Origin of the sequence: Sulfidibacter corallicola, assembly GCF_017498545.1 — a bacterium.
In the GTDB taxonomy this organism is placed as follows: domain Bacteria; phylum Acidobacteriota; class Holophagae; order Acanthopleuribacterales; family Acanthopleuribacteraceae; genus Sulfidibacter; species Sulfidibacter corallicola.
Genome location: NZ_CP071793.1, coordinates 1479837 through 1506704, shown reverse-complemented (window position 1 = coordinate 1506704; position 26868 = coordinate 1479837). Strand labels below are relative to the sequence as shown.

Sequence of the window (26868 nt, the reverse complement as noted above, 5' to 3'; positions counted from 1 at the left end):
AGCGCCGCTCACGCGAGAGGCGCCGCCGTATCCTGTGCCGTTCCGCCAGGGTTGGCGGCGTATTCGGAAGGCGAAACCCCGAAATGGGCCTTGAAGCACTTGCTGAAGTAGGAATGGGAAGAGAATCCCACGTCAAAGGCCACCTGCGAGGGCTTGTGTCCCCCCTTCAGCGCTTCGGCGGCTTTGGTCAGGCGATATCGCTGCAAGCACTCCAACGGGGTGTGGTTGACCACCGCCTTCACCTTGCGTTGAAGCGGCCGGGGGCTCATGCCCATGTCGTGGCTCAGCTCCTTCAGCCGGTAATCGGGGTTGGCATAATGAGTCGCCAAGGTTTGCTCGAGTTTTTCGAGGAACATCCGGTCCACTTCATTGAGAGAGGTTTCCACGGCTTCGGCGACCGAACCGGTCAAGTTCAGCTCGCGGCCGTGCCGGTTCCTGAGAATGTTGCGGACTTCCAGGAGACTTTCGATCCGGAGCAACAGTTCCGCGCTGTCGAAGGGTTTGACCATGTACTCGTCGGCCCATTCCCGCCAACCTTGGAGGCGGCTGTCGCGATCTCCGCGCGCGGTCAGCAGCAGAACCGGAATATGACTGGTCCGCGCGTCACTCTTCAGGGTACGCACCACCGCAAACCCATCCTGGCCAGGCATCATGACATCGCAAATCACCACATCGGGGCACATCTCGAAGGCCATCGCGACCCCCTGGTCGCCGTCGGTGGCGGCATGGCAGCGATAGTCACCGTGACTTTCGATGTGTTGCACCAGATAGGTCCGCATGTCGGGGTTGTCTTCGATGACCAGCACGCTCTTGCCCCTCGTCTGCACGGATCGCTCGGCTGGCGGCTCGGCGTCATCCGGTGATTGGTAATGGTGCAGCACCGCACATTCCAGCGCCACCACCTCCGATTCCGGGTGCGCGACGCCGGCGATCGCTTCATCCGATTCGGCTCGCGACGCGTCTTCCGCGTCCGGGGCGCATCGCGAAAAAATCACGGTAAAGGCGGATCCCTTGCCAGGTTCGCTTTCCAAGACGATGCGACCGTCGTTCGCCTCGACCAATTCCTTGACCAGGGTCAACCCGATGCCGGCACCGGGCACGCGATCGGAACCCTCGCCGTGCAGTCGCGTGAAGCGGTTGAAGACGGCTTGGTGCGATTCCTGGGGAATGCCGATCCCGGTGTCCCGCACCGTCCACAGAACCGAATCGCCGTCGGCGACCACCCCGATCGCGATGTGCCCCCCTTCCGGGGTGTACTTGATGGCGTTGGAGAGCAAGTTGGTGCCGATCTTTTCCAAAACTTCTCGAGCGACGGGAACCCATAGGTCCTCCACCACCTCGGCTTCCAAAACGATTCCCTTTTGGGAGGAAAGCGGCTCGAAGGAGCCCAGCATCATGGTGGCGATCGGTGCCAGTGCCGTGGGGCCGCCACCGGCGGGTGACCACATGCTCAACCGAGCCAGATCCAGGAGTTGATCCACCATTCTCAGCAATCGGGTCCCGTTGCGTTCGACCATTTCGAGAACGGGATGGAGGGTCCAGGTTTCGGGCATGGCCCGCATCTTTCGAATCGGTTCCAGGATCAGGGTGATCGGCGTGCGAAATTCGTGAGAGACGTTGGCGAAAAGCTCTTTTTTGCGCTTCAGAAGGAGCTCGATGGTTTCCTTTTGCTCGAGAATTTGTCGATTGCGCTGCTCCAGTTCTCGGGTACGCGCCAATACCATGGCTTCCAGCCGATCGGCCCGGCGCTGGATCACGAGGGTCCGAATCCGGATGGTGACCAGCAGGCCAAACAGGACCAGACCGATATAAAGGCCATAGGCCCACCAGGTTCGCCAGATCGGCGGCAGCTTTCGGATCTTCAGGACGGCGGGTTCCGGATTCCAATGGCCGTCGTTGTTGGAACCCTTGATCTCGAGGGTGTGGGTGCCGTGGGGCAACGTGAACAGGTTCAAGTTGTGCTTGTTCCCCAGATCGGTCCATTCATCGGCGAGCCCCTCCAACCGATAGGCATACCGGTTCAGGTGGGGCGCGGTGAAGTCCAGGGCCGCGAACTCCACCGTCAGGATGCGGTCGGACGCCTTCAACAGGATTTCCGCGTCGCTGCCGATGTGGGCGGCATTGCGGCTGGGGAAATCGACGGAGGTGATGTGAACCGTCGGAAGATGGGGGTTGTCGCGGACCCGATCCGGGAAGAAGGCGTTCACCCCGTTGCCCCCCGCAAAGAACATTTGACCCGAAGGGCTCTTGAACGCCGCATTGTGGTGGAAATTGAGGCTCTGCAGGCCATCGTCGACCGTGAACAAGCGACCGTTGCCGGTTTCGGGTTCATACCGCATCAACCCTTTTTTGCCGCTCAACCAGAGATGGCCACGCGCATCGGCCAGAATGGCCATGATCGAGAAGTTTTTGGTCGCTTCGGCAATGGCCGCGAAACCATCGCCATCGAATCGGGCGAGGCCCACCTGGGTACCGACCCACAACCGGCCCCGGTCATCCTCCAAGATGGCGGTGATCTGATTGGAGCCGATGCTCCTCGGGTTGTTCGGATCGTGGCGAAACCGGACGAAGGTCCCGCTACCGCGTTCCAACAGTTTCAATCCCCCGTAACTCGAACTGGCCCAAATGCGGCCCTTGGTGTCTTCGTACAGATACTCGATCTGGTCGCCGTCGAGGGTCGTGGCATCGTCGGGATCGTAGCCGAGGTGTTCGAATCCGCGATCATCGGGCAGCAAACGGGCCACGCCCGAATTCAGTAGGGACACCCAGACTTCGCCTTCGGACGTCACCAGAATGTCGGGGATGAAATCGCTCGCCAACCCGTTGGGGTGGGTGCTCCGATCGGGAAAACGCTGGACGGTGCCCTTCTCGCAATCGTAGCGGAGCAGACCGCCGCCGTAGGTTCCCAGCAACAAATGGCCGGGCCCATCCACGGCGATGGAAACCACGGGCGCGCCACTGGCGGGTCCCGATTCGGACAGGATGGGCAAACGCAGGGTCATGGCGCCGGTGTCGGCATCGACCGCGTAGAGGCCGTCGCGACCCGAGGAGAACCACAACGTCCCCTGCGGATCCTCGATCACGGCGACGACGATCTCCGGCCGCAGGCCCTGCTCCCCTTCGACGATCGCAAATTTTTGGGGCTTCAGGTCGACCTTGAACAAACCGCCGCCGTTGGTCCCCACCCAGAGAACCTGGCCTCGATCTTCGTAAATCGCGCGGATATCGGCGGTCTTGAGCCCCGTATCGCGAATCTGGCGTGGGACTTCGAACAGGTCCCTGCTCGCGTCATAGCGGAACAGGCCGCTGGTGGCACCCACCCAAACGTTACCCGAACTATCTCGAAAAACGGCATTTACCGGATGTTGCACCATCTCGACGGGGTGCTCGTTCGGGTCGAACCGACGAATCCGTCCCCGCTCGGGTTCGAGCAGGTTGAGACCATGCCGAGAGCCGATCCAAAGCGTCCCTTCACGGTCCGCGTAGACCTCGCGCACTTCATCGTGATTCAACCGCGACGACTCGGGACCTTGACTCGAGAAGGCCTTCACGACGGTGGGCGGTTTCGGGTCGGGCCCACCCAAACCGAACAGACCGACGGATGTACCGACCCAAATCAATCCGTCTCGCCCTTCACAAATCGACCAGATTCGTTCGTTGCCGTCACCGAGAGGGATGCGGGAAAAGGCCTCGGTGGCGGGATCGAAACAATAGAGCCCGTGGCGATGGGTGCCAAAAAAGAAGCGACCCTTCCGATCCTGTAAAACGACCTGCACTTCGTTGTCGCCGATGCTTGCGGCGTTCGAGGGATCGCGACGGTATTGGCGGAGGGTCCCACGCTTGGCCTGGCGGTGAAGCACACCGCCTCCCCAGGTGGCCACCCACAGATCTCCATTGCGAGCGGTTTCCAAATCGCTCACGTTATCCGCCTTACCCCCGACTTCCATGTGATTGGTCGACTTGACGGTGGTAAACCTGTACCCGTCGTACCTCACCAAGCCGTTTTTGGTCCCTACCCAGATGTGGCCCACCTGGTCTTGGGTCAAGGCGTAGACGATCCCGCTTGGCAAGCCGTCGTTGACGGAAAATTGTCGAACCGGACGCTCCCCGGAGAAGGGAAAGAACAAAACACATAAAAACAACAGCATCGGCCCATTGGGCTCCTTTCATTCACGTAGCCCCAACCAGACGAAGGAAGCGTCGGAGCCGCCCATGAATTCGATTCCTATCGACGAGGCGCGTTCGAAGCGCAAAAAAAGTGAATCGAGCGTGAATCCGCGGGTTGGGAATGACGTGTTGAAGATCCGTGCGAAGGGGCGGCGCTTCCCTGCGATGGCGCAAGAATACACTTATCCGGTGATCGGCCCCAAATCAAAGTTCAAAATACCGAGCCAGATCACTGGAAAGAAGCGCCGGCCCGAAGGCGGAGCGGACACCTCGGATCCTTTCTCGGTCCCGGGTGGCGCCGCGCGGGGATGCGTTCTCCAACAGGCCTCACGTCGCCGCTACGGGCCTTCTCTTCCCGCCATGCGACCGGTCACCCGGCTGTCCTTGGGCAGGCGCAACACGAATTCGGTGAATTGCCCCACTTCGCTGGTAACCAGCATCTTGCCGTGATGCAGCTTCTCGATGATCTCCCGGCAGATCGGCAAGCCCAATCCGGTGCCCTGATCGGGCGGCTTGGTGGTGAAAAAGGGATTGAAGATCTTGTCCAGTATTTCCGGGGGGATGCCGGTCCCGTTGTCGCGCAGTCGAATCTCCACCCACTCCGACATGGCCCGCGTCGACACCTGGATTTCGGGCCGGTAGGCTTCATGCCCTTCCCTGCGCTTCTGGATGACCGCGTAAAAGGCGTTGTTCAACAGATTGACCAACACCCGGCTCAAGTCCTGGGCGACCGCGTAGATGTGGCCCACGTCCTCGTCGAACGCCCGCGAGATGGCCACGTTGGCCGAGTGATTCTGGACGCGCATGCCGTGGTAGGAAAGTTCGGTGTACTCGTCGACCAGGCTGTTGACGTCGATCGATTCGCGGCACATGGACTGGCCCCGCGACAGCAACATCATCGAATTGATGATGCCGTTGGCGCGCTTGCCGTGTTGGTGGATGAGCTGGGCGTTGTTGGCCAGGTCGCCGAGCAACAGATCGGCATCGTGATAGGCCTGGTCGGCGATGAATTCGTGCTGCTGCTCGAGGATCGCGGCCAGTTCGCCGGCCAGATCCTGGGACACGGAGGCGAAATTGTTGATGAAATTCAAGGGGTTGCGAATCTCGTGGCCGATACCGGCGGCCAGGGTGCCCAGTGAGGCCAGACGCTCCTGGACCGCGAGCTGCTTCTGGGTCTTGACCAATTCGTTGCTCGTCCGACGCACCTCGACCCACAGTCCCGCCTTGACGAAGGCCGCCATCGCGTGGTCGCGAAACCGCGCCAATCGCCGGGCATCGGTGGAATCGAAAGCGGCCGCTTCATCGCGGCTCTCGAACACCAGGACGCCCTCGACCCGCTCGTCGGGGCACAGCGCCAGCGAGAGCACCGCCTTGGGAAGGTGGTCCGCCCAACCCCGTTCGAGGAAGGGGCCATAGGCCGGTTCCTCGGCGAAGGGACGCAGCAGCCAGGTCCCCACCTCGCACTCCTCACCGCCGCCGAACAGGTCGTGCAGGGCCGCTTCCTGCAGCGCGAACGCCGACCAGGCACCGGGCTCGTATCCGACCGAGGCCGCCATCGCGTAGTGGGCCTCGTCCTTGTCCAACACCAGGAACAGGGCGCGCTCGGCCTTTTCGAAGAACCGCAGCCCCTGCTCCAACAGCACGCGCAGCACCTCGGAATAGTCGGCTTCGCGACGCACGGATTTGATCATCGTCTCCAGCGCATCCAGCTCGCTGTTCTTCTCCTCGATCTTGCGCGAGTGATCGTCCAGCCGCCGCGACAGCGCGGCATTCAGGCCCTCCAGTTCGCGCTTGGCCCGGCTGAGTTCGGCGAACAACCGCGCGTTCTGGATACTGATCGAGATCTGGTTGGTCAGCACGCGCAACACCTCCAGGTGGAGGTGGGTGAAGGCATCATTCAGCCACTGGTTCTCGAGGTACAGCACCCCGATCAGGTGGTGTTGATGGAGAATCGGCATGCACAGCACGGACTGCACCGTTCCGCGGGCGAGATAGGTATCCAGGGCGAAGCGCGATTGATCGGTGGTGCGGCCCAGCACCACGGTATCCAGGGTGCGCAACACGTAGTAGACCACCGTCGAGGGAATCTCGCCGAAGTCGTCGAGCGGGATCGCGCTCAGGACTTCGGTTCGGCTTCCGTCCGCCGCGTCCACGGCCTCGACCAGGAAGCGACCCTCGCGTTCGAGGATCAGCACGCCGCGGCTGGCACCGGCGATCTCGATGACGATGTCCATCATCTTCTTCAGGAGCCGGTCGAACTCGATCTCGCCGGCCAGGGCTTGGGACGCCTTGGTGATGGCACTGGAATCGAGTTCCTGGCGCGTCGTCGTTTGGCCCAATCGGTGAGACTCGGAATCGGGATGGGAGACGTCCAAATCGATCTGCTCGAACTCGCGTCGCAGCAGGGTCACCTTGTGATGGGCGCCCCACTGCTCGAAATAGCGGCCCGGTTTGTGGGCGATGGCGCCGGCAATCGTGGTCAGGCCCTGCTCGCGATAGAACCGAAAGGCACATTCGTGGGCGATGGCAAGCATGTGGCGAAAACCCGAGCCACGTGCACCGTCGATGGCCCGCTGGTAGGCCCGCATGGCCCCGGCCAGGTCGGCACTGATTCGTTTGGTCTCGGCTTCCAGCAGGGCGTGGCCCGGACCGAAATTGTGCGGTTCCGCGCGCGCCCAGGCCGCCAACTTGCGCAGACCGGTCTGGATGTGGTTGCGAAAACGTTCCTGCAGCAGCGGCGCGGCCTCGGGGTACAGGGCCGCCATGGACAATCCGGCGTACAGCTCGAGATTGTAGAGCCCCACGGTTTGATGTAGGTAATCCTGGGTGGCTCGGGCCCGCTCGGCGCTTTCCAGGGCCTGGCGATAGTGACCCAACAGGTAATCGCCCTTGATTCGAAACACCAGGCACATGGCGCTCAACATGTCGTTGCCTTCCTGAAACACGCGCCCCCAAAAGGCGTTTTCCTCGAAGGATCGCTCGGACCCGCCGCCGTCCCCCTGCTCCTCTTTCGCGCGCAGGGACGCCGCCCGCTGTACGAGGTAGTGCCCCAGATCGCGCGCCATGCCGTAGCGCGTTTCGGTGAGAAACGGCATGCGGGCACGGGCCTCCCGAATCCAATCATCGAGGTGCTCGCCGTCATGCCAGGCGAGATGAAGCCGGCCCACCGCGGCCAGCGAGGCGAACAGCCACTCACCGCAGGCGACCCCGGCGCGAAACCCGGTGAGCAACAATTCGCGACAGGCGTCGAAGGGCCGTCCCCAGTGCATGTTCATCAGGCCGTGAACCACGTCGATCCGGCAACGGGTCCTGGCGTCGCCTCGCTGCTGGCCGAGATTTCGGGCCAGTTCGCCGAGCGCGAGACCGCTCCCCTCTTCGCCGGTCAACCGGCCCCAGACGGCCGCGAACAACGCCGCTCCGAAGGCGGAATCCCCGTTGAAGCCGTGCTCCAGCGAGAGGTCGACCATGGCATGCACCAAGAGCCGATAGCGGCGCATGTCGCAGCACATCGCGGCCGGGACCGCGGCAGCCAGGATCGCCAAGACCGAGGCGATGCGCCCGCTTTCGAGTCGAGCGGGCTCGCCCGCCAGCGCGTCTTCCAGGCGGGTCCGGGTCGCCTCGGCCACCTCCAGGCTCAAGCCGCCCGGTCCGGCGGGCAGGGACCATTCGAGAACGCGCAGGGCCGTATCCGCAAGGACGAGGGCTCGCTCGTAATCCTGCTCGCGCGTGCATTGGGCGATCAGCACCTCGTAGATCGCCGCCTGGCGGGAAGGCACGTCCACCCGGCTCAGCAGCGTTTCGGCGAGGTCGCGAACCTTGAGGGCGTTGCCGGCCGCGAACACCGCGTGCAACAACTCCAGGTTGAGGGGGTACCACAAGGCGTCCGCCGCCCCCGCCTCGGGCGGCAGAAGCGCCAACCCGGCTTCCAGATAGGTTTCCGCCTCGCGCGGGGCCATCGATTCCCGGGCTTTGCGCCCCGCCTCCAAATCCAGGGAAGCCAAATCGATGCGTTCCTGCCGCGTGCCGAGACAGGTCACCGCACGGTTCAACTGGCGCACGATCGCAAACAGGTTTTCCAGGGAGGACGAGGCCTCGCCGCGCGTCTGAAGATAACATCCGATGCGGTAGTGGTGGCGGGCCCGCGTCTGCTCGTCGATGCCTTCGTATACCGCCTGATGGACACGGGCATGGTGAAATCCGAATCCGCCTTCGATCGGTTGAATCAACTCCGCGAGCATCGCCGGCCGCAACTGGCCGTAGAGGCCCGCGGGCTCCCCGTCCCAGATATCGGCCAATTCGGCGAGACTGAAACGGGGCCCGATACAGGCGGCGCGCTCCAGGAGTTCGCGGGTATCGTCGGGCAGGGCGGCCACCCCGCGGGCCAGCGATTCGGCCAAATGGTCGTGGATCGGCAGGGCGCGAATCCCCTCCAAATCCCAAGACCAGCCGACACCCGGTTCGTGACGCAACAGGTCCGTTTCTTCCAAATGCTGGAGCAGGTGCATGATGTGGGCTGGGTTTCCCCGGGTCTTGATCCGAAGGGCTTCGGCCAGCGGGGTCATGGCGGCGGGGTTGTGCCCCGTTCGCGCGGCGAGCAGTTGGGCGATGTCCGCTTGGGAAAGGCCCTCCAGCAGGACGTCGGTCCACTGGCTTTGATCGGCCAGGGTGGAGAGCGCGGCCATCAGCGGCGGCGTCGTCAGCACCACGTCATCCCGAAACACCAGGACCAGCATCAGATAGTGTTGTCCCGCCGATACCGCCACGCTCTGCAAAAACGCGAGGCTCGCCGTGTCGATCCACTGGAGGTCGTCGAGCACCAGGATCAGCGGGTGCTGTTTGTTGCGCAGGCCCAGGACCAGACCTTCCAACAGCAGGTGGGTCTGTCCGGGCGCTCGAGGCGCCGGCACGCGCTCGCCGCTGGGCTCGCCATCGAGGATGTAGCGCAATTCGGGGATCACGGCACCGAGTTGAAGCAGGGCGTCGCCGAGCGCCAGGCGCAGGCGATCGCGCCACGCCGCCACCTGCTGATCGTCCTCGGCCGCAATCTGGCGCAGCAGCGACCCGAACGCGGCGACCAGCGTGCCGTGAGGGATGCCTTTCATATCCGGAAGACACACCGCTTCCGCCACGTGGGCCCGCCGTTCGGCGCCCAATTGCCGGAGCGCGCGGATCAACGCGGATTTGCCGACCCCTTCCTCGCCGTGAATCGCCACCACCTCGACCGATCCCTGACCGGCGCGAGCCAGGGCCTCGCCGATGCGGGCCAGAGCCGCATCTCGGCCCCAAAGCGTGTGGGATTCGAGGAAGCGCGGCGCCCGGTCGGCCTCGCCGAGCGGGAACGCCTCGATCTCTCCGGTGGCATCCAACTGCTCGCGACACCGTTCGAGATCGGCCGCCAGCCCGAGGGCGTGCTGATAGCGTTCATCCGGGTTTTTCGCCAACAGCTTCAGGACGATCGCGGAAAGAAGCGGTGCCACGGCCGGGTTGACCACATGGGGTGCACCGGGTTGACGCGCCAGGTGGGCGTGGATCAGCGCCATCTCGTCTTCGCCGGAAAAGGGCGCCTCGCCGGTCAGCATTTCGAAAAAGGTGGCACCCAGCGAGTAGAGATCGCCGCGGTGATCGGGACCACGATCCAAACGACCCGATTGTTCGGGCGCGAGATAGGCCGGCGATCCGATCGGGTAGTCTTCGCCGGGCCATCGCGACACCCCCTTCTCGAGCAGGACCGCGATGCCGAAATCGGTCAAGAGCGGATGCTCGTCGGCATCGAGCACGATGTTGTCCGGCTTGACGTCGCGATGGACGATGCCCCGTTCGTGCAATCGCCCCAAGGTGCGTGTCAAGGGCAGCGCGATACTCAAAAACTCGTCCATGCTCAAGGGTTTACCACCCAAACGATGGGCGAGAGAAACACCCGAGACGTCCTCCAACACGATGGTCGGTCGCTCGGCGTCGGTCACCAGTGCCAGGGCCGGAACGATGCCCTCCACCTCCCCGCTCTGGATGAGGTCCCGTATCAGGCTCATCTCCTGTCGGAATTGGGCCAATTCTTCCACCGTGGGATCCCCGGACTTGAGCGTTTTGAGGATGACGGATCGACCATCGCTGTCGGCACGCGCCCGGAATACCCAATGGCGCGTGCTCTCGTGAAGGGTTTCCACAATGTGATAGCCCGGAATCTGGTGCATAGAACGTCCATTTCAGCGTCGGGAAGCCGTGCGCGGGAACATGGGCCCGGCCTCGACGACAGAGAGACTCGGACACCAAATCGACCAAAAATCGACGGCTCGATGACTTTAGGGTGAGGATAGTGACATCATACGCCAAAAATCGAATTTACCTAAGAGGTCCATCCAGAAATATCGGATCATTCACTGCTGGACGCAATTTTTTTTCATCAAGAGCCTACTTTCCCAAAGCTCCGTTTTCCAACAGGACACCGAACCGTTTCACCAGACGAGGGCAATCATGAAAAATCACACGTCACAGCGCTCGAGCCAAACCGGAATGAATTTGGAAGCCGGCGTGAAACTGCGAGACGCGTAACTATCGATCGGCACCAGGACGTTGGTTTCGGGAAAATAGGCCGCGGCACAACCTCTGGGGAGTTCGTAGGGCACCACCTCGAAGCCTTCCGCCTTGCGTTTCCGGCCATCAGCCCCCTGGCTGATCAAGTCGACCCGCATCCCCGCTTCCAGGGCCCGGTCGGCCATGTCCTCGCCGTTGAGGAAGACCACCATGCGCTTGCCCTTGATGCCGCGATAGCGGTCGTCCAAGCCGTAGATGGTGGTATTGAATTGGTCGTGGCTGCGCACGGTCATCAAGCGCAACTGGTTGGGTTCCAAATGGTTTTCCGGTAGGGGATGGACACTGAACCGCGCCTGGCCGCCTTGGGTCCGCCACACTCGGTCGCGGGCGCTGTTGCCCAGATAGAACCCGCCGGGCTCGCGAATCTTGCGGTTGTAGTCCGCGAACATCGGCAACACCTCGGCGATCTTCGCGCGAATGCGATCGTAATCCGCGACCAGGGCATCCCAATCGATCCCCTCGTGGGTCAGGCTCGCCTTGGCCACCCCGGCGACGATCGCCGGTTCCGAGAGCAGCATCGCCCCTGCCGGTCGCCGATGGCCGCGCGAGGCGTGCACCATGCTCATCGAGTCCTCCACGGTCACCACTTGCGGGCCTTCGGCTTGTTCGTCCCGCTCGGTACGACCCAGGCAGGGCAGGATCAGGGCGTCCTTGCCGGTCACCACGTGGCTGCGATTGAGCTTGGTACTGACGTGCACGGTGAGGTCCAGTCGTTTGATCGCGGCTTCGGTCAATTCGGTGTCGGGCGTGGCGGCCGCGAAATTGCCGCCCATACAGAACAGGACGTCCACGCGCCCCTCGTCCATGGCCTTGATCGCTTCCACCGTATTGAGACCGTGCTCGCGTGGTGGATCGAAGTCGAAGACGCGACCCAGCGCATCGAGGAATTCCGGTTTTGGCTTTTCGACGATGCCCACGGTGCGGTCACCCTGGACGTTGCTGTGGCCTCTCACGGGGCAGGCACCCGCACCCGGTTTGCCCATATTTCCGCGCAACAGCAACAGGTTCACCAAGGTTTGAATGCTGCCCACCGCCTGTTTCTGCTGGGTCAGGCCCATGGCCCAACAGGCGATGACCCGATCGGCGGCCAGGTAGAGCTCGGCGGCCTCGGTCACTTGGGCACGGGTCAAGCCGCTGTTGGCCTCGATGTCTTCCCAGGCGGTCGCCATGGCGTCGGCGCGCACGGCCTCGAACCCTCGCGTGTGGGTCTCGATGAAGGCCTGGTCCAAAACCGTGCCCGGGGCGGCGGCCTCGCGTTCCAAAACCACCTTGATCATGCCCTTGACGGCGGCGAGATCCCCGCCGACCAGCGGTTGGTAGTAGTGGGAACTGATGGGCGTGCTGGAGCCCACCAAGGTGGCGACGGGGTGTTTGGGATGGGTGAATCGCTGCAGCCCCGGCTCCTTCAGAGGGTTGAAACTGACGATGGTGCAGCCCCGTTGCGCGGCTTTCTGCAGTTCGGCCAGCATGCGCGGGTGATTGGTGCCCGGGTTCTGTCCGAAGATGAAAATCGCATCGGCTTTCTCGAAATCCTCGATCGTGACCGTGCCCTTGCCGATCCCGATCGCTTCGCCGAGCGCCACGCCCGAGGATTCGTGGCACATGTTGGAACAGTCCGGAAAATTGTTGGTGCCCAGCAGGCGACCGAACAACTGATAGAGAAAGGCGGCCTCGTTGCTGGTGCGTCCGGAGGTGTAGAACACGGCCCGATCGGGATGCTCCAAGGCGCGCAGGCGATCGCCCACCAACTGGAAGGCGTCGGCCCAGGCGATGGGCTCGTAGCGATCGGTCTCGGCGTTGTAGCGCATCGGTTCGGTCAAGCGTCCCTGCCGTTCCAGCCAATAGTGATCCCTTTGGGCGAGTTCGCCGACCGTGTGGCGTTCGAAAAAAGCGCGATCGACCCGGTGACTGGTGATCTCGTGGGCGATGGCCTTGACGCCGTTTTCACAGAACTCCATGCGCGAGGCCTCTTTCGGCTCGGGCCAGGCGCAGCCGGGGCAATCGAACCCATCCGGGCGATTGGCCTTCAGGAAGGAGGCCCAATCGGAAACCACCCCGTGTACCCGTAGCTGATGAAAGCTGGAAAGCAGCGCGCCAAAACCACCCGCGGCCTTGGCCGGCGGACGTACCGATTCTTTACCGGTCATGCGGATTCCCCCCTGGAACCTGTGCAACGTGCGTCACCTCCGCGAGACTCGGAACGAACGCACTTGAAATCAGATCGTTGCCCCCAGTCTAGTACCGCGAGCCGGAAGTCCGCCAGTAGAATTTTCGGGGTCTCCCGAGGGGCACCGCCGCGCCTCCGGATCCGGACCGATCCGACAAAAAGGGCCAGGCGCTCAGAATCGGCGGCCGCTCGGCACATCAGGGGCTCCGGTTGGAGGCGCACCTTCCCGCCAGCCTCGAGCCCAGCACCAACAACTCCATTTATTACAAACCGTTAGATTCTTTTCACCCTATCGTAGAAGGCACCGTGCCGAACGGATCGGCCGGGGGGTGCCACCTCCCCCCCACCAGGCGGCGCTTGCGCACGGGTTCGAAAAAGGAATTGGCCATTCCATCGTCGTGGGCGATTGACAGCGTGGCGGTCACGTCATAGGATGCCCTAACCGGCACCTATTGATGATGTGTACCAATGGAGGCACGCTCGATCTTCCGTTTTGGACCACCGCCACGCCACCAGGCGGGCCCGCCATTCCACGCCCCGTCGGCTCCCCGCGAGGCGCCTCGGAACGGCTTCGGCCTCGCCGCCCACCTCTATGAGTAGGATGTTCCACGATGACCGACGCCAAGCAGAACAACGCCCCTCAGGAACCGATGCTGTCAACGATTCGCATGCCGCCTTTCGCCAAACAGATACCCAAGGTCCACGAGGCCCACGGCGTCAGCCGCAAGGATCCGTATTATTGGTTGAAGCAGCGGGAAGAACCCGATGTGCGCCACTATCTGCGAGCCGAGAACGCCTTCACCGACGCCCATCTCGAACCACAGCTTTGCGATTCGCTCTACGACGAGATGATCGCCCGCATCAAGAAAGACGACAGTTCGGTGCCCTATCGGATCGATGACCACTACTATTACACGCGCTACGAAAAGGGTCGGGAATACGGGTTGTTCTGCCGTCGCAGCGGCTCGATGGAAGCCGACGAAGAACTCCTGCTCGACGAAAACAAACTGGCGGAGGGCTGCTCGTTCTTCAGCATCGGCGGTCGCAGCATCTCGGCCGATCACAGCCGCCTGGCCTACGCGCAGGACATCGTCGGGCGCCGCCTCTTCGAGATCCGCGTGCTGGACCTGACCACCGGAAAGACCTTCGAGGACCGCATCGAAGGCGCCGGTGGCGACATCGCCTGGGCAGCCGACGGCCAGTCGTTTTTCTACGTGCACAAGGATGCGGATACGCTGCGTTGCGATCGGGTCTACCACCACGTGCTCGGCCAGGCCCAGTCCGAAGATCGTTTGATCTTCCACGAACAGGACAGCGCCTTCAACGTGCACGTCTATCGCTCCACTTCGAAGCGGTTCATCTTCGTCGGCTCCTCCAGCACCATGTCCAACGAGTACCGCTTCGTCGAGGCCGACCGTCCCGAGGCGGACTTCCGCGTCATCCAGCCGCGCGAATGGGATCACCGCTACTATCCGTTTCACCTGGGCGACGCCTTTTTCCTGCTGAGCAACTACGAGGCACCCAACTTCCAGGTGATGCGGACCGCGCTGGACCAGCCCGGCCGCGACCACTGGCAAGTGGTGATCGGGCACAACGAGAACGTCTACCTGGACAACATTCACGGGTTCGCCAATCACCTGGTGATCCTGGAATGGGAGCGCGCCCTGCCGCGCATCCGCATCATTCGCCAGGACGACGGTGCCGAACACTGCATCGCCTTCGAGGAACCGGTCTACCTGGTTCATCTCGATTTCAACCCCGACCTCAATACCAAGGTGTTGCGCTTCAACTACGATTCGCTGACGACGCCCCTGTCGATCTACGACTACGACATGGACACGCGCGAGCGCACCCTGCTCAAGCGCGAACCGATCGTGGGTGATTTCGATCCCGCAAATTACCGCAGCGAGCGGGTTTGGGCCAAGACCCAGGACGGCACGGAAGTCCCGATTTCGATCGTGTACCACAAGGAGACCCCGCGCGACGGCTCCAGCCCCCTGCTGCAATACGCTTACGGATCCTACGGCATTAGCTGTGATCCCCATTTCTCCTCCAGCCGGCTCAGCCTGCTGGATCGCGGCTTCATCTTCGCCATCGCCCACGTGCGCGGCGGCTCGGAGCTGGGTCGGGCCTGGTACGAGGCCGGCAAGCTGGACCGCAAGTGGAACACCTTCGACGACTTCATCGCCTGCTCGGCCTACCTGATCGCCCACCACTACACCCGCCCCGACCGGCTCTTCGCCCGTGGTGGTTCGGCCGGCGGCATGCTGATGGGCGTCATCGCCAACAAGCGACCCGATCTCTATCGCGGCATCCTGGCGATCGTGCCGTTCGTCGACTGCCTGACCACCATGCAGGACGAAACGATTCCGCTGACCACCATCGAATACGACGAGTGGGGTGACCCGCGCAAGAAAGCCTGCCACGACTACATTCTCTCCTACTCGCCCTACGATCAGGTCAAACACCAGGAGTACCCGCACATGTTGGTGACCACCGGCCTGCACGATTCCCAAGTCCAATATTGGGAACCGGCCAAATGGGTCGCCAAGCTGCGCGCCAACAAGACCGACATGAACATGTTGCTGCTGCACACGAACATGGACGCCGGCCACGGCGGTTCGTCCGGGCGGTTCCAACGGTTCAAGGACATCGCGAGAGAGACGGCGTTTCTGCTCACCATTCTCGAGCTGTCGCACATCAAGCACCGCGTGCCGAGCCGATCCAAATGAACCGAACCGGCACGGCGCGGGTGCAGAGCCCACGCAGTACACCCATCATTGACGGACAGGTGACGGCACCGCGGAGGACATGACGTGAACGTGCTCGTGATTCAGCCCGGGTTCCCCGCCGAGATTCCCTACTTCGTGCGCGCCTTGGCCCGGCAAGGTGCGCGCGTCCTTGGCGTGGGCGACCATCCGGAATCGCACCTGCCGGAAGTGGCGCAAGAAGGCCTGGATCACTATCTCCACCTTCCTTCGATCTGGGACGAAACGGCGGCCTACGAAGCGCTGCGGGCCTGGCGCCTGCCGGTGAAGCTCGACCGCATCGTCTGCCTTTGGGAGCCAGGCATGTCGCTGGCCGCATCGCTGCGCGAACGCTTCGCGCTGCCCGGTCTCGACCGCGCCCAAACCCAGCTCTTCCGCGACAAGGAGGCCATGAAACGCACGCTCGATCGCGCCGGCGTCCGCACGCCGCGCCACGAGGCCACCACGACCGCCCGCCAGGTGGCCGAGGCGGCGCAGCGAATCGGTTTCCCGATCATCGTCAAGCCGATCGCCGGCGCGGGTTCGGCCCATACCTACCGCGTCGACGACGCGGAAGAGCTTTCACGGCTCTTGCCTCGCCTTCGCAACGTAGCAGAGGTCTCGGTCGAGGAATTCATCGAGGGTCGCGAGTACACGTTCGACACCATCTGCGCCGGCGGCGAGGTGCTCTACTACAACATCGCCTGGTACCGGCCCAATCCGCTCATCGCACGCACCCAAGAGTGGATCAGCCCGCAAACGGTGACGTTGCGCGACCTGGACACGCCCGAACTGCAACGCGGTTACGAACTGGGGATGCAAGTCCTGCGGGCCTTCGATTTCCAAACCGGATTCACCCACATGGAATGGTTTCTCAAACCGGACGGTGAAGCCGTCTTCGGCGAAATCGCGGCACGTCCCCCGGGAGGGCGCTCGGTGGAGCTGATGAATTACGGCTGCGACATCGACGTGTTCGACGGTTGGGCGGAAGCCCTGATCCACGGACGCATCAGCCAGCCGATCAAGCGGCGCTACAACGCCGCGGTCATCTTCAAGCGTGCTCGCGGCCAGGGGCGGATCAGCCGCATCGAGGGTCTGGAGCGGGTCGAGCGGCGCTACGGCGAGACCATCGTGTGCAACAACCTCTCGCCCATCGGCGCACCGCGACGCGACTGGAAGGCCACCCTGATTTCCGACGGCTATCTGATCGTGCGCCATCCCGACCTGCAGACGACCTGCGCCATCGCCGACGACATCGGCGAGACGCTCCAACTCTACGCGGAATGACCGAGTCCGGAGCGCCCGCGGGGCCTCCGTTCATCGAAGAGGAAACCCCCATGACCTCCCCACCAGCGCCTTCCGACGCCCCATCGCGCGACGGATTCAACGCCCTGGCCGCGTACCGCGCGGCCTTCGCCAATCCCGACCGCCCGCTCGTGTTCAGTTACCGAATCGATCCCTTCAAGAAGCTGCAGTGTCGTACCTATACCGCCGGCACCATTTGGGAGCTGGCCTGCCGTGGGGCCACCGCCTTGCGGGCCCACGGCCTGAAGGCGGGCGATCGCCAATTGCACGCCTTCGGCAACAACCATTACCTGGATCTGGTCTACCGATTGGCCGCCCTGCTGGTCGACACGGTGCCGGTCACGGTCAATTGGCAGGCAGACACGGTCGAACGCCTTTGTTTCAAGGCCGACTTGGCCGAGGTGGGCCTGGTGATCCACCAACGGGATTTCGACGAGACGGCCTTGGCCGCGCTGCGCCAACACCGACCCGAACTGCCCTGCCTGGACGCGGGTAGTGTCGCGGACCACGAACCCCTGTCCGAATCGGCGTGGACGCCGGCGCGCGATCCCGACGGGGCGCGGTTGGTCATTTTCACCTCGGGCACGACGGGACATCCCAAGGGCGCGGTGCTGACCCACGCCAACTACCGAACCAACGCGGCCACCTTCGATCAGTTCCTGGAAATCCCGCCCGGCACCGGTTTGGCCGCCCTGGTCGTCAACCCGATGCACCACGCCAACGCCTCGGCCATGACCGATTGGTGCCTGCGACGGGACGACGGCGAGATTCACCTGATCGAGCGCTACACCACGGATTTTTGGCGGGTGATGGCCCGGGTCGGCCTGCGCCCGGGTCGCATCGTGGCGCCGATGGTCTCGCGCCATTTCGATTTCTTGGCCGAGTTGGACGCCACGGAGAAGCTGCCCGTATCGGCGACCCACCTGCGCGCCGGCATGGCCCGCATCGACTTTCTGTTGGGCTCGGCGCCGGTGGGGCCCACGACCATCAAGCGCATGCTGGACTACGCCGGCAAGCCGCCGCTGGTGCGGTTCGGCTCCACGGAGACCTGTTTGCAGGTGATGGGCATTCCCTATCGGTTGGACCGAGCACAGGTGATCGCGCTGTTCGAGCGCGGCTGGCACTTCGACAACGGTCGCCGGGTGGGGTATTACATCGGCCGGCCCCACGAGGGCCACACCCGGGTGCGGGTGGTCAAGTCGTTGGGCGACGGCAACCCCGACCACTGGGTAGATTGCAAACCGGGCCGTCCTGGCTACCTGGTCTGTAGCGGCGGCAACGTCATGGCGGGGTACCTGGCTCAACCGGAGGCGACGGATGCGGTGCTTCGATCGGGGTGGTACAGCGGGTTCAAGGACATCGGATATTACCTGATCCACCCGGAGGACGGCGAACGGGATTTCTTCTGGATGAGCCGCGAGTCGACCATGTTGATCCGCGGCGGGGCCAACTACGCCTACGACCAGATCAACGCCGAGCTGGAGGCGTTCATCGGGGATCGTTTCGGTTTGGCCGAGAGCGAGTTCGAGGTGGCGGTGGTGGGCAAGCGGCTCCACAGCGAGCACGAGGACGATTGCATCGCGACCCTGTCGCTGCACGGCGAGCGGGCCAGATCACGGCAGCGGGAGATGGCGGAAGCGTTGCCGGGGGCCATGCGCGGCAAGGTGAGTAAAGGCGCATTGCCGAGTTTGGTCCGGTTCGGACCCATCCCGCGGAATTTCAAGGGCGCGGTCCAGGTTCCGGCGTTGATGGAGGCGGTGGAGGCCTGGCTGGAGGTTTCCGAAGGCGAGACACGCAAGGGGTGAAGGTTCGTCCTTGGTCATGGATTTTCGGTTGTGCCCGTCACGTTTGCTCGCTAGGCTCTGGACATCCGGGCGATTCATTCGCTCTCGCCCGGCCGCGACGCGGAGGAGGCCCCCGACCATGAACAACGACGCCGGCACCATCACCGAACTGCTGCGCAACTGGTCGCAAGGGCAACAGGATTCCTTCAACAACCTGTTTCCGCTGGTCTACGCCGAATTGCGCAAAACCGCCAAACAATACCTCAGCCGCGAAAACGGCGCCCTGACCCTTCAACCCACCGCCCTCATCCACGAGGTCTACCTGCGCCTTCTCGGCGACAACAACCTCTCCTTCCCCTCCCGTCGCCACTTCTTCGCCTTCGCCGCCAAGGTCATGCGCCGCATCCTGGTGGAACACGCCCGCGCCCGCGGCCGGCAGAAACGCGGTGGCAACCAGAGCCCCGTCCCCATCGTCGACACCTTCGATCACGCCGACGCCAACGAACGACCGGAACTGGTCCTGGCGCTCGACGAGGTCCTGCAGCGCCTGAAACGGGTCGATCCGCGCAAGAATGCGGCCCTGGAACTCTTCTACTTCGGCGGCATGACCGTCGAGGAAATCGCCGAGCAACTCTCGATTTCCACGGCCACCGCCAAACGGGAACTGCGCTCCGCGCGAGCCTGGGTCGGGCACCGACTCTCACAAGCCAAGGTCGGCACCTGCTGAATCCATCGAATGCGAACATACGACACGGGAGGGATTCGACACCCATTCGCCGCAGATGAACCGGTGTCTTCGCGGCACACCGGGTCGGACCATCGAGATCCGTGGTTCACACCACTCTTTTTAAATTTCTACACAGTACCCTGAATATTATAGAGTTATCCTAAAAACGGCTGATTCGCTCCCTGAAAAACACCTATATCTCGATCTCGAGGCCACCACCATGACCGACACCACCGACGATCTGGAGCGCGAACGCAAGATCCTTCGGCTGCTCGACGAAGCGCTGACGAAGCCCCCGGAAACCCGCGCCGATTTCCTGCGAAACCACCCCGAACTGGATACCGACATGCTGCTCGAACTGGAGGCCATGGTTTCGGAAACGGCGATCGGCCTGCCGGAGCGAGCCCTGGCCCAGGCCGAGAATCAACTCCTGCGCGAGCTTCGACTGGAACGCGGTCAAGAGCTGGGTCCCTACCGCATCATGCGCGAGATCGGTCAGGGTGGCATGGGCACGGTCTACCTGGCCCAGCAAGTGGAGCCGATCCAACGCCTCGTCGCCCTCAAGGTGTTGCACTCCACGCCAGGCAAGGTCGATTTCGAACAGCGCTTCCTGAGCGAGCGACAAATCCTGGCCGGCATGAACCATCCCCACATCGCCCAAATCCTCGAGGGCGGCAATACACCGGACGGTCGCCCGTTCTTCGCGATGGAATACGTGAAAGGCCTGCCCCTGGACCAGTTCTGCGATGAGGAGCAATCTTCCGTCTACATGCGCTTGATGCTGTTCCTCAAGATTTGTGACGCGATCGGCTTCGCTCACCGCCGCCTGATCGTGCACCGCGACCTCAAGCCAGGCAATATCCTGGTCACGCCGGCGGGCGAACCCAAGCTGCTCGATTTCGGCATCGCCAAGGTGCTGGACCCCGAGTTTCCCGTCGCCCTGGCCGAAACCCAAACCGATCTGCGCCTGATGACCCCGCGCTACGCCAGCCCCGAACAGATCCGAGGCCTGCCCATCACCGTCGCCTCGGACATCTACTCGCTGGGCGTCATTCTCTACGAACTGCTTTGCGGCCATTCCCCCTACCGCTTCACCACCAACGCCCGCCACGACTTGGAACGGGCCGTGCTCGATCAGGACCCGCGCCGGCCCAGTACCCTGCTGCAGCGACGCAAGTCGGGACAGGAAGCCAACACCGGCTTCACGCTCGAGGAGATCTGCCGCAACCGCGACATCGCCCCCAAGCGGTTGCAGCGCGTCCTGAGCGGCGACCTGGACGCCATCGTCATGAAGGCGCTGCGCAAGGAACCGGAGCAACGTTACGCCGACGTGGACGCCTTGGCCGAGGACATCCGCGCCTTCCTCAACGGCTTCCCGATCGCGGCCCGCAAGGGGGCCCGGTTCTATGCCTTCGGTAAGTTCATCGGACGCCACAAATGGCTCGCGACCGGCGCCATCGTCGCCCTGCTGAGTTTCGGCACCGCCACCTGGCTGGAAGGCCTCAACACCCGACGCGAACGGCTGCGCGCCGAGTCGGAAGAAGCGACCGCCGAACGCACCGTCTCCTTTCTGGTCGACATGTTCGCGATCGCCGATCCGGCCCAGGCGCTGGGCGAAACGATTACGGCCAAGGAAATCCTCGACCGCGGCGCCAACCAGATCGAGGCCGACCCGCGCCTCGAAGCACCCGTCAAGGCCCGGCTGATGCACACCATCGGCAAGGTGTACCTGAATCTCGGCCTCTCCGAGCAAGCCGCACCGGCCCTGAACCGCGCCGCCGCCCTGGCGCCCCCCGACGCCGAGCTCCTCCGGTTGGACATCGAGGCCTCGCTCGTGCACCTCGCCATCCTGCGCAGCGAATACGACAAGGCCGTCGAACGCGTCCAACGGGTCTTGACGCGAAGCGAGGCCCTGGCGGTCGATCATCCGGACCGCCGCGCCGAGGTCCTGCTCACGGCAGGGAGCGCCTTCTTCAAACGCGGCGATTGGGACCTGGCGAAGCCGCTGTTGGAACAGGCGCGCACCCAGTTCGCGGAACTCTACGGCCAAAACCATCCAAAGATCGCCGCCAGCCTGGAAAAACTGGGTCAACTGGCCGCCAACCAGGGCGACCTGGACCAGGCAGGGCCCCACTACCGGCGCGCCTTGGAAATCCGGGAACAGGTGCTCGGCCCGCGCCACCCGGACACGCTCACGAGCCTGAACGATTTGGGGCAATACCTTCAAACGATCAGCGAATTCGACGAAGCCTGCCATTTATTCGAGAAGTCCTTGACGTTGAGCATCGAGACCCTGGGCGACGGCCATCCCTCGACCGCCGAGCGCCACAACGATCTCGCCGTGCTCCTCCAGAACATGGGCGAAATGGAACCGGCCTACGAACACCTGATGAAGGCACTGCACATTTACGAGACGGTGTTCGGCGAATCGCACCTGGATACGGCCCTGTGCTCCTCCAATGTGGGCGTGTTCCTGCAGGAACGCGGCGAACTGGGCCAGGCACGCTACCACTACCTCCGAGCCCTGGCCATTCAACGCAACATCCTGCAGCCGGACCATCCCGATATCGCCCTGACCTTGAACAACTTGGGTGCGCTCTACCAGGACATGGGCGATCTGGCCTCGGCCTACGACTATTACGACCAGTCGCTGGCCCTGCGCCTGCGCGGCCTGGGCGAGAAGCATTTCGACACCGCCATCAGTCGCAACAACCTGGCGACCCTGCTCCTCAACGTCGGCGACCTGGAGGGCGCGCACCAGCACTACCTGCGCGCCTACGACAGCTTCCGCAACATTTTCGGACCGGAGCACATCAACACCGCGGTCCTGCACAACAACCTCGCGGCGGTGGAGCATCATCGCGGCAACTACGCGAACGCCGAATCCATGTTCCGCGAGGTATTAAAAAGGTACCTCAAGCATTTTCCCGACGATCACTTTCGGATCAGCGTCACGCGGGGCTCGTTGGGCCACACGCTCTCGTTCCTGGGCGAGGACGAAGAGGCGCTGGAGCTGCTGGAACTGAGCTACGAACGTCTGTGGAACCAAATGGGACCGGACCACCGCTATTCGCGCGACGCACTGCGGCGCCTGCTCCATTTCCACGAGGAGCACGGCAACGAGGAACGCGCGGCAGAGCTGAGGGCCCAACGCGACGCCCTCAACTGATCATCTCCACGAAGTCACCGCATCAGTTGAGAGCTCCCGTCGCGGGTTGGTCAGGGCCGCCCAGGCCGGCATGTACCCTTCACCGAAGTCCCATTGCCGACAGCACCCACATCACGAGAGATGCGTAAAGCCTGTAGGTGGAGCAGCTTGCTCCACCAATCGAAGCAACTCAAATAGCAATCGTCAGTTACACAAAAGAGCGAAGCGGAAAACCTTCCCCCCAACGTGACCACCGAAGCGTTGTGCCCCAAAGTATCTCGGATATTGAGAGGTATGTCCTGTGAATGGCTGTTTGCCAATGTAGGTTACGCAATTGATTGTTGCCATTTGGGTTACTCAGAGTGGTCGGGTTTGCGGCTTTCCCGGCCCTGCTCTATCCACTGCCGCGGCTTCTCCTCTTGATATGCGGGAACTTTGGAGAATATCACTTCGATGGGAGGTCACGGTCGAGATCGCGTGCTACGCTCATTAACGTAATCAATTGTCGTTACTTAGGTTGCTTCGATTGGTCGAGCAAGCTGCTCAACCTACGGACCCTCCGAATCTCTCGAAATGCGGGCACTGTGAGCGGTCATGCTTCGATCGTGGCGCAATCGCGACACCAGGCGCATCTCACGGAGCTACGGGAATCTCCGGGAACAGCAAGCCGGGCAAGGCCTCGACCGCGCGCTGGAACACGCGGTGGTCGTCCAACCCGCGCGCCATGATCAGGGAACCCTGAACCAACGACACGCCGTACTCGGCACGCTTCAGGGCCGTGGCGAGGTCGACCCCGGACTCGACCACGAAAAAGGCGAGTGCATCGCGCAAACCGATCATTTTCTGCCGCACCTCCTCCCCGAACAACTCCTTGGCGGTCCCCAACGAGAAAATCTCGAGCGCGCAGGAGGCGCTGCCCTCCGCATAAAACTCGAGCAAACCCGCGTTCATCCGCGCCAATTTTTCCTCGCGACTTCCCTCCTCCGCCAAGGGCTGAAGCACCAGGGTCGCAATCTGATCGCCGAGCGCGCGCAACACCGCACGCCCCATGTCGGGTTTTCCCTTGGGGAAGTAGTGGTAAAGACTGGCCTTGACGAGGCCGGTGGCCTGGGAGAGCCGGGAAAGGGTGGTCCCATCGTAGCCCCAATGGCGGAACTCTTCGATGATCTTGGCGAGAACCTGGTCGCGAGGGAGCAAGGGAGCGGGCATGGAGACCTCCAGAAAGTCACTTCATTATACCGATCGGTAGCCATCCACACGAAGTCACACCCGAAACAAGTGACATTCATCACACATACGGCTCATCACTCGCACCTTTGCGTGCATTCAACCGAACGATCGGTATAATGCAATTCATCGCGACACCCTTCCCGCGGTGCCGCCCCTTCCTACCTTCGGAGGTATCATGTACACCCTTTTTGATCTCGAACTCTCCGGTAACTGCTACTCGGTCCGGCTCTTCCTCGCTTTTCTCGACCTGCCCTACCAACGACGTACCGTCGACCTCATGGCCGGCGAACACCGTCTTCCCGAATTCCTGGAGCTCAATCCCAAAGGCGAGATCCCCGTCCTGCGCGACGGGGATCAGGTCATCTATGACAGCCAGGCGATCCTGATCTACCTGGCGGAAAAGGAAGAAGCCGAGGACTGGTATCCTCGCGATCCCTTGACACGCGCCCATATTCACGAATGGCTTTCGACCTCGGCCAACGAAATCGCCCACGGCCCCGCCACGGCGCGCCTGGTCAAGCATTTCGGGTTCCCCCTCGACTACGATCGGGCCCGCACCCAGGCCGACAAGATCCTGCCGCTCATCGAAGCACACCTGGCCGAGCGCGATTGGTTGGTGGGCAATCGACCAACGATCGCCGACGTGGCGATCTATCCCTACGTGGCCCTGAGCGGGGACGGCGAGATTTCGTTGGAACCCTTCGGCCACATCCGCGCCTGGCTGAAACGCTTCGGGAACTTGCGGAACTTCATTCCCATGCCTGGTTTGGCAAGAGTCTAAAACTTTCGAAACAGGCATGTTGACCAAAATTGGCGGGAGCGGATCGAGAGATCCGTTCCCGCTTTTCCAGATCCGGCCGAATCCAGGGCTCGACCCAACCGACCACCACGACGGGAATCTCACCCACCAGCGCCGAGGAGGCATCATGACCGAACCCGAGAGCACCCCCTTTCACGAAGGGGAACGCGCCATTCAGGAGCGATACGGCATTCACGAGCAGTTGGCGAAACGCGGCCGCCGCATGATTCGGCCCTATATGCCCGATCAACACCGCGACTTCTATAGCAAACTCCCGTTCCTGATCGTCGGCAGTACGGACCAGGCCGGGAACCCCTGGGCCTCGATCGTGGCCGGCCCGCCAGGATTCGCCCAAACGCCCGACGCGACACGCCTGCAGGTGTCGGCGCAACCACTGCCAGGAGATCCGCTGGCGACGCATCTGAAGCCAGGGGCATCGGTGGGAATGCTGGGACTGGAACCACACACGCGCCGACGCAACCGGCTCAACGGAAAAATCGAGCGGACGGCAAATGGTGCCGCGCCCGGATTTCGGGTACAAGTAGACCAAACGTTCGGTAACTGCCCTAAATTCATCGTTCCCCGCGAGGCGATCTTTCAACCGCTCGATCCGGAAACCGCACCGAAAATCTCCCACTTCGAGCGCCTGGACAGCGATGCACAGCGGCTCATCAGCGAAGCCGACACCTTTTTCATCGCAAGCGCGCACGAGGCGCCGAACCTTCACGCGAGCGATACCCTAACGATTGATCGGTCGGCATATGGCGTGGATGTTTCCCATCGCGGCGGCGATCCCGGCTTCGTCACGCTCGCCGGTGATGGCGCCTTCCACTATCCCGATTACCGCGGCAACCAGCATTTCAATACCCTGGGCAACCTCGTCTGCAATCCGAAGAGTGGATACCTGTTCGTGGACTTCAGCAGCGGTCGGATCCTGATGCTGACGGGCACTTCGAGCATCGAATGGGACCAAGGGGGAACGGGATTTCCAGCGGGCGCCGAGCGCATGTTGCGTTTCGAATTGACACGCGGAATCTGCATCGAGAACGCGTTACCGCTTCGATGGGCGCCGCCGAAACCAAAGCCCACCAAGCGATGAACCATTTTATTTTCAACAACTTAAAACAAACATGACATTTTCTTCATATTTTTTGATCCCGATCCCGATTTCTTGGCGCTTGGTCAAGTAGTTATCGCTGTAGCGGCGCAAACACCGAACGCGCGTCACCTCCGAACCACAGCCCTCTTGGGGCAACGTCTTTCAACGCAGGGATATCGACGGTGGCGCGTGCTTCTGTGCCTTTCCGTTCCCAGGACGCGACTTCTTTGCACGGCATCGTTTCGACGCCTTTTGAACATGCACAGCGATCACCAGGTCACCCCTAGAAAATTATGCTCTCTCGTACATGTGAATGATCGCCTTCCCTTCATGTCCGATCGTGAAATGGAGCGGAAGGTTGCGGGTGGTACGAGCACCCGCCCAACCGTCAACCCGGTGGCTCCGGCCGCACGAATTCCAGCAAATCCTTAACTCGAAGTCAAAACAGAGAAGTCTCGAAAAGATAAGCACAAAACGCGAAAGATTCTGATTCAGTGAATCGGAGGTCCCTTCGCGGACTTCTTGGGGAACGTCATGGGTCGTTCCCCTTTTTTTGTTTTTGGGAGTTTTGTGGAGGTTTTTTTAGTTAACTGACTGATAGTTCGAGTGTTGTGCTGTTCTTTCACCACTGAGGGCACGGAGTTCGCGGAGATTTTTTGCGCGTCATGTACTCCCATCCCGAGAGAGCACCTCGTCACCGGTATGAGGTTTTTCGGCAGTCAAAGCCCATGGACTACCCGCCATCCGGAATCCGATTTTTCAATTTTGTGGTGTGTCGGTCCTGACGTTGGTCGATGACTCTCCATATAAAGAATTGATCCCCGACAATCTAGTCGAATGAGCATCTCTCAACGTAAACTACTGATATTAAGTTTGTTATATCTATTTTTTATCACTAAGTCATCGTCCCGGCCGGGGACCAGGGTTCAGGTGGCTAACCAATCGAAGCGAAACGCTTGGGAGTTCCCGAATTTGTGAGAGGGGCGTCGTGGCAGTAGGTGCCGGGCCATACCGGCCGTACCCGCCTAGGGCGCCGGGCCGACATTTTTCGACGAACTCCGAGCACATCCGTCGTTTTAGGTTTTGATCTTTATCTTTGAACCT

General features: G+C 62.2%; 11 protein-coding genes. 7 read left to right on the top strand and 4 right to left on the bottom strand.

What is annotated here, in order from left to right; genetic code table 11:
- Positions 1-8: 8 nt before the first annotated feature.
- The 3 genes from J3U87_RS04380 to J3U87_RS04370 all read right to left on the bottom strand — a co-directional run bounded on the left by J3U87_RS04380 (position 9) and on the right by J3U87_RS04370 (position 12905).
- Complete coding sequence (locus J3U87_RS04380) at positions 9-4148, bottom strand: hybrid sensor histidine kinase/response regulator transcription factor (RefSeq protein WP_237381815.1); 4140 nt, start codon at positions 4146-4148, stop codon at positions 9-11.
- 357 nt (positions 4149-4505) lie between these two features.
- Positions 4506-10358: a trifunctional serine/threonine-protein kinase/ATP-binding protein/sensor histidine kinase gene (locus tag J3U87_RS04375; protein ID WP_237381814.1), complete on the bottom strand. Its 5853-nt coding sequence runs from the start codon at positions 10356-10358 to the stop codon at positions 4506-4508.
- Positions 10359-10646: 288 nt separating this feature from the next.
- Positions 10647-12905, bottom strand: a complete 2259-nt coding sequence (locus J3U87_RS04370; protein ID WP_237381813.1) for an FdhF/YdeP family oxidoreductase — start codon at positions 12903-12905, stop codon at positions 10647-10649.
- Positions 12906-13536: 631 nt separating this feature from the next.
- Here J3U87_RS04370 and J3U87_RS04365 point away from each other — a divergent pair.
- The 5 genes from J3U87_RS04365 to J3U87_RS04345 all read left to right on the top strand — a co-directional run bounded on the left by J3U87_RS04365 (position 13537) and on the right by J3U87_RS04345 (position 22657).
- Positions 13537-15657, top strand: a complete 2121-nt coding sequence (locus J3U87_RS04365; RefSeq protein ID WP_237381812.1) for a S9 family peptidase — start codon at positions 13537-13539, stop codon at positions 15655-15657.
- Positions 15658-15741: 84 nt separating this feature from the next.
- Positions 15742-16959: an ATP-grasp domain-containing protein gene (locus tag J3U87_RS04360; RefSeq protein ID WP_237381811.1), complete on the top strand. Its 1218-nt coding sequence runs from the start codon at positions 15742-15744 to the stop codon at positions 16957-16959.
- Between the two features lie 50 nt (positions 16960-17009).
- Positions 17010-18782 carry a class I adenylate-forming enzyme family protein gene (locus tag J3U87_RS04355; protein WP_237381810.1) on the top strand — a complete coding sequence of 591 codons (1773 nt, stop codon included), beginning with the start codon at positions 17010-17012 and terminating at the stop codon, positions 18780-18782.
- A 118-nt stretch (positions 18783-18900) separates the two neighbouring features.
- A complete protein-coding gene (locus tag J3U87_RS04350) occupies positions 18901-19488 on the top strand; it encodes a sigma-70 family RNA polymerase sigma factor (protein WP_237381809.1) in 588 nt (195 codons plus the stop codon).
- 220 nt (positions 19489-19708) lie between these two features.
- Complete coding sequence (locus J3U87_RS04345) at positions 19709-22657, top strand: serine/threonine-protein kinase (protein ID WP_237381808.1); 2949 nt, start codon at positions 19709-19711, stop codon at positions 22655-22657.
- Between the two features lie 612 nt (positions 22658-23269).
- Here J3U87_RS04345 and J3U87_RS04340 read toward each other — a convergent pair.
- Positions 23270-23845 (bottom strand): TetR/AcrR family transcriptional regulator, encoded by a 576-nt coding sequence (locus J3U87_RS04340; protein WP_237381807.1) that lies wholly within the window; start codon positions 23843-23845, stop codon positions 23270-23272.
- Positions 23846-24041: 196 nt separating this feature from the next.
- On the opposite strand from J3U87_RS04340, the gene J3U87_RS04335 reads away from it, so the two are divergent.
- Together J3U87_RS04335 and J3U87_RS04330 are read left to right on the top strand one after the other, a co-directional pair.
- Complete coding sequence (locus tag J3U87_RS04335; protein ID WP_237381806.1) at positions 24042-24647, top strand: glutathione S-transferase family protein; 606 nt, start codon at positions 24042-24044, stop codon at positions 24645-24647.
- Between the two features lie 145 nt (positions 24648-24792).
- Positions 24793-25764 carry a pyridoxamine 5'-phosphate oxidase family protein gene (locus J3U87_RS04330; RefSeq protein WP_237381805.1) on the top strand — a complete coding sequence of 324 codons (972 nt, stop codon included), beginning with the start codon at positions 24793-24795 and terminating at the stop codon, positions 25762-25764.
- Positions 25765-26868: the final 1104 nt, after the last annotated feature.

What these genes read in the sequence shown, in the direction of transcription:
- J3U87_RS04380 (WP_237381815.1), bottom strand. Translation starts at nt 4,148, where the DNA reads ATGCTGTTGTTTTTATGTGTTTTGTTCTTTCCCTTCTCCGGGGAGCGT.
- J3U87_RS04375 (WP_237381814.1), bottom strand. Translation starts at nt 10,358, where the DNA reads ATGCACCAGATTCCGGGCTATCACATTGTGGAAACCCTTCACGAGAGC.
- J3U87_RS04370 (WP_237381813.1), bottom strand. Translation starts at nt 12,905, where the DNA reads ATGACCGGTAAAGAATCGGTACGTCCGCCGGCCAAGGCCGCGGGTGGT.
- J3U87_RS04365 (WP_237381812.1), top strand. Translation starts at nt 13,537, where the DNA reads ATGACCGACGCCAAGCAGAACAACGCCCCTCAGGAACCGATGCTGTCA.
- J3U87_RS04355 (WP_237381810.1), top strand. Translation starts at nt 17,010, where the DNA reads ATGACCTCCCCACCAGCGCCTTCCGACGCCCCATCGCGCGACGGATTC.
- J3U87_RS04350 (WP_237381809.1), top strand. Translation starts at nt 18,901, where the DNA reads ATGAACAACGACGCCGGCACCATCACCGAACTGCTGCGCAACTGGTCG.
- J3U87_RS04345 (WP_237381808.1), top strand. Translation starts at nt 19,709, where the DNA reads ATGACCGACACCACCGACGATCTGGAGCGCGAACGCAAGATCCTTCGG.
- J3U87_RS04340 (WP_237381807.1), bottom strand. Translation starts at nt 23,845, where the DNA reads ATGCCCGCTCCCTTGCTCCCTCGCGACCAGGTTCTCGCCAAGATCATC.
- J3U87_RS04335 (WP_237381806.1), top strand. Translation starts at nt 24,042, where the DNA reads ATGTACACCCTTTTTGATCTCGAACTCTCCGGTAACTGCTACTCGGTC.
- J3U87_RS04330 (WP_237381805.1), top strand. Translation starts at nt 24,793, where the DNA reads ATGACCGAACCCGAGAGCACCCCCTTTCACGAAGGGGAACGCGCCATT.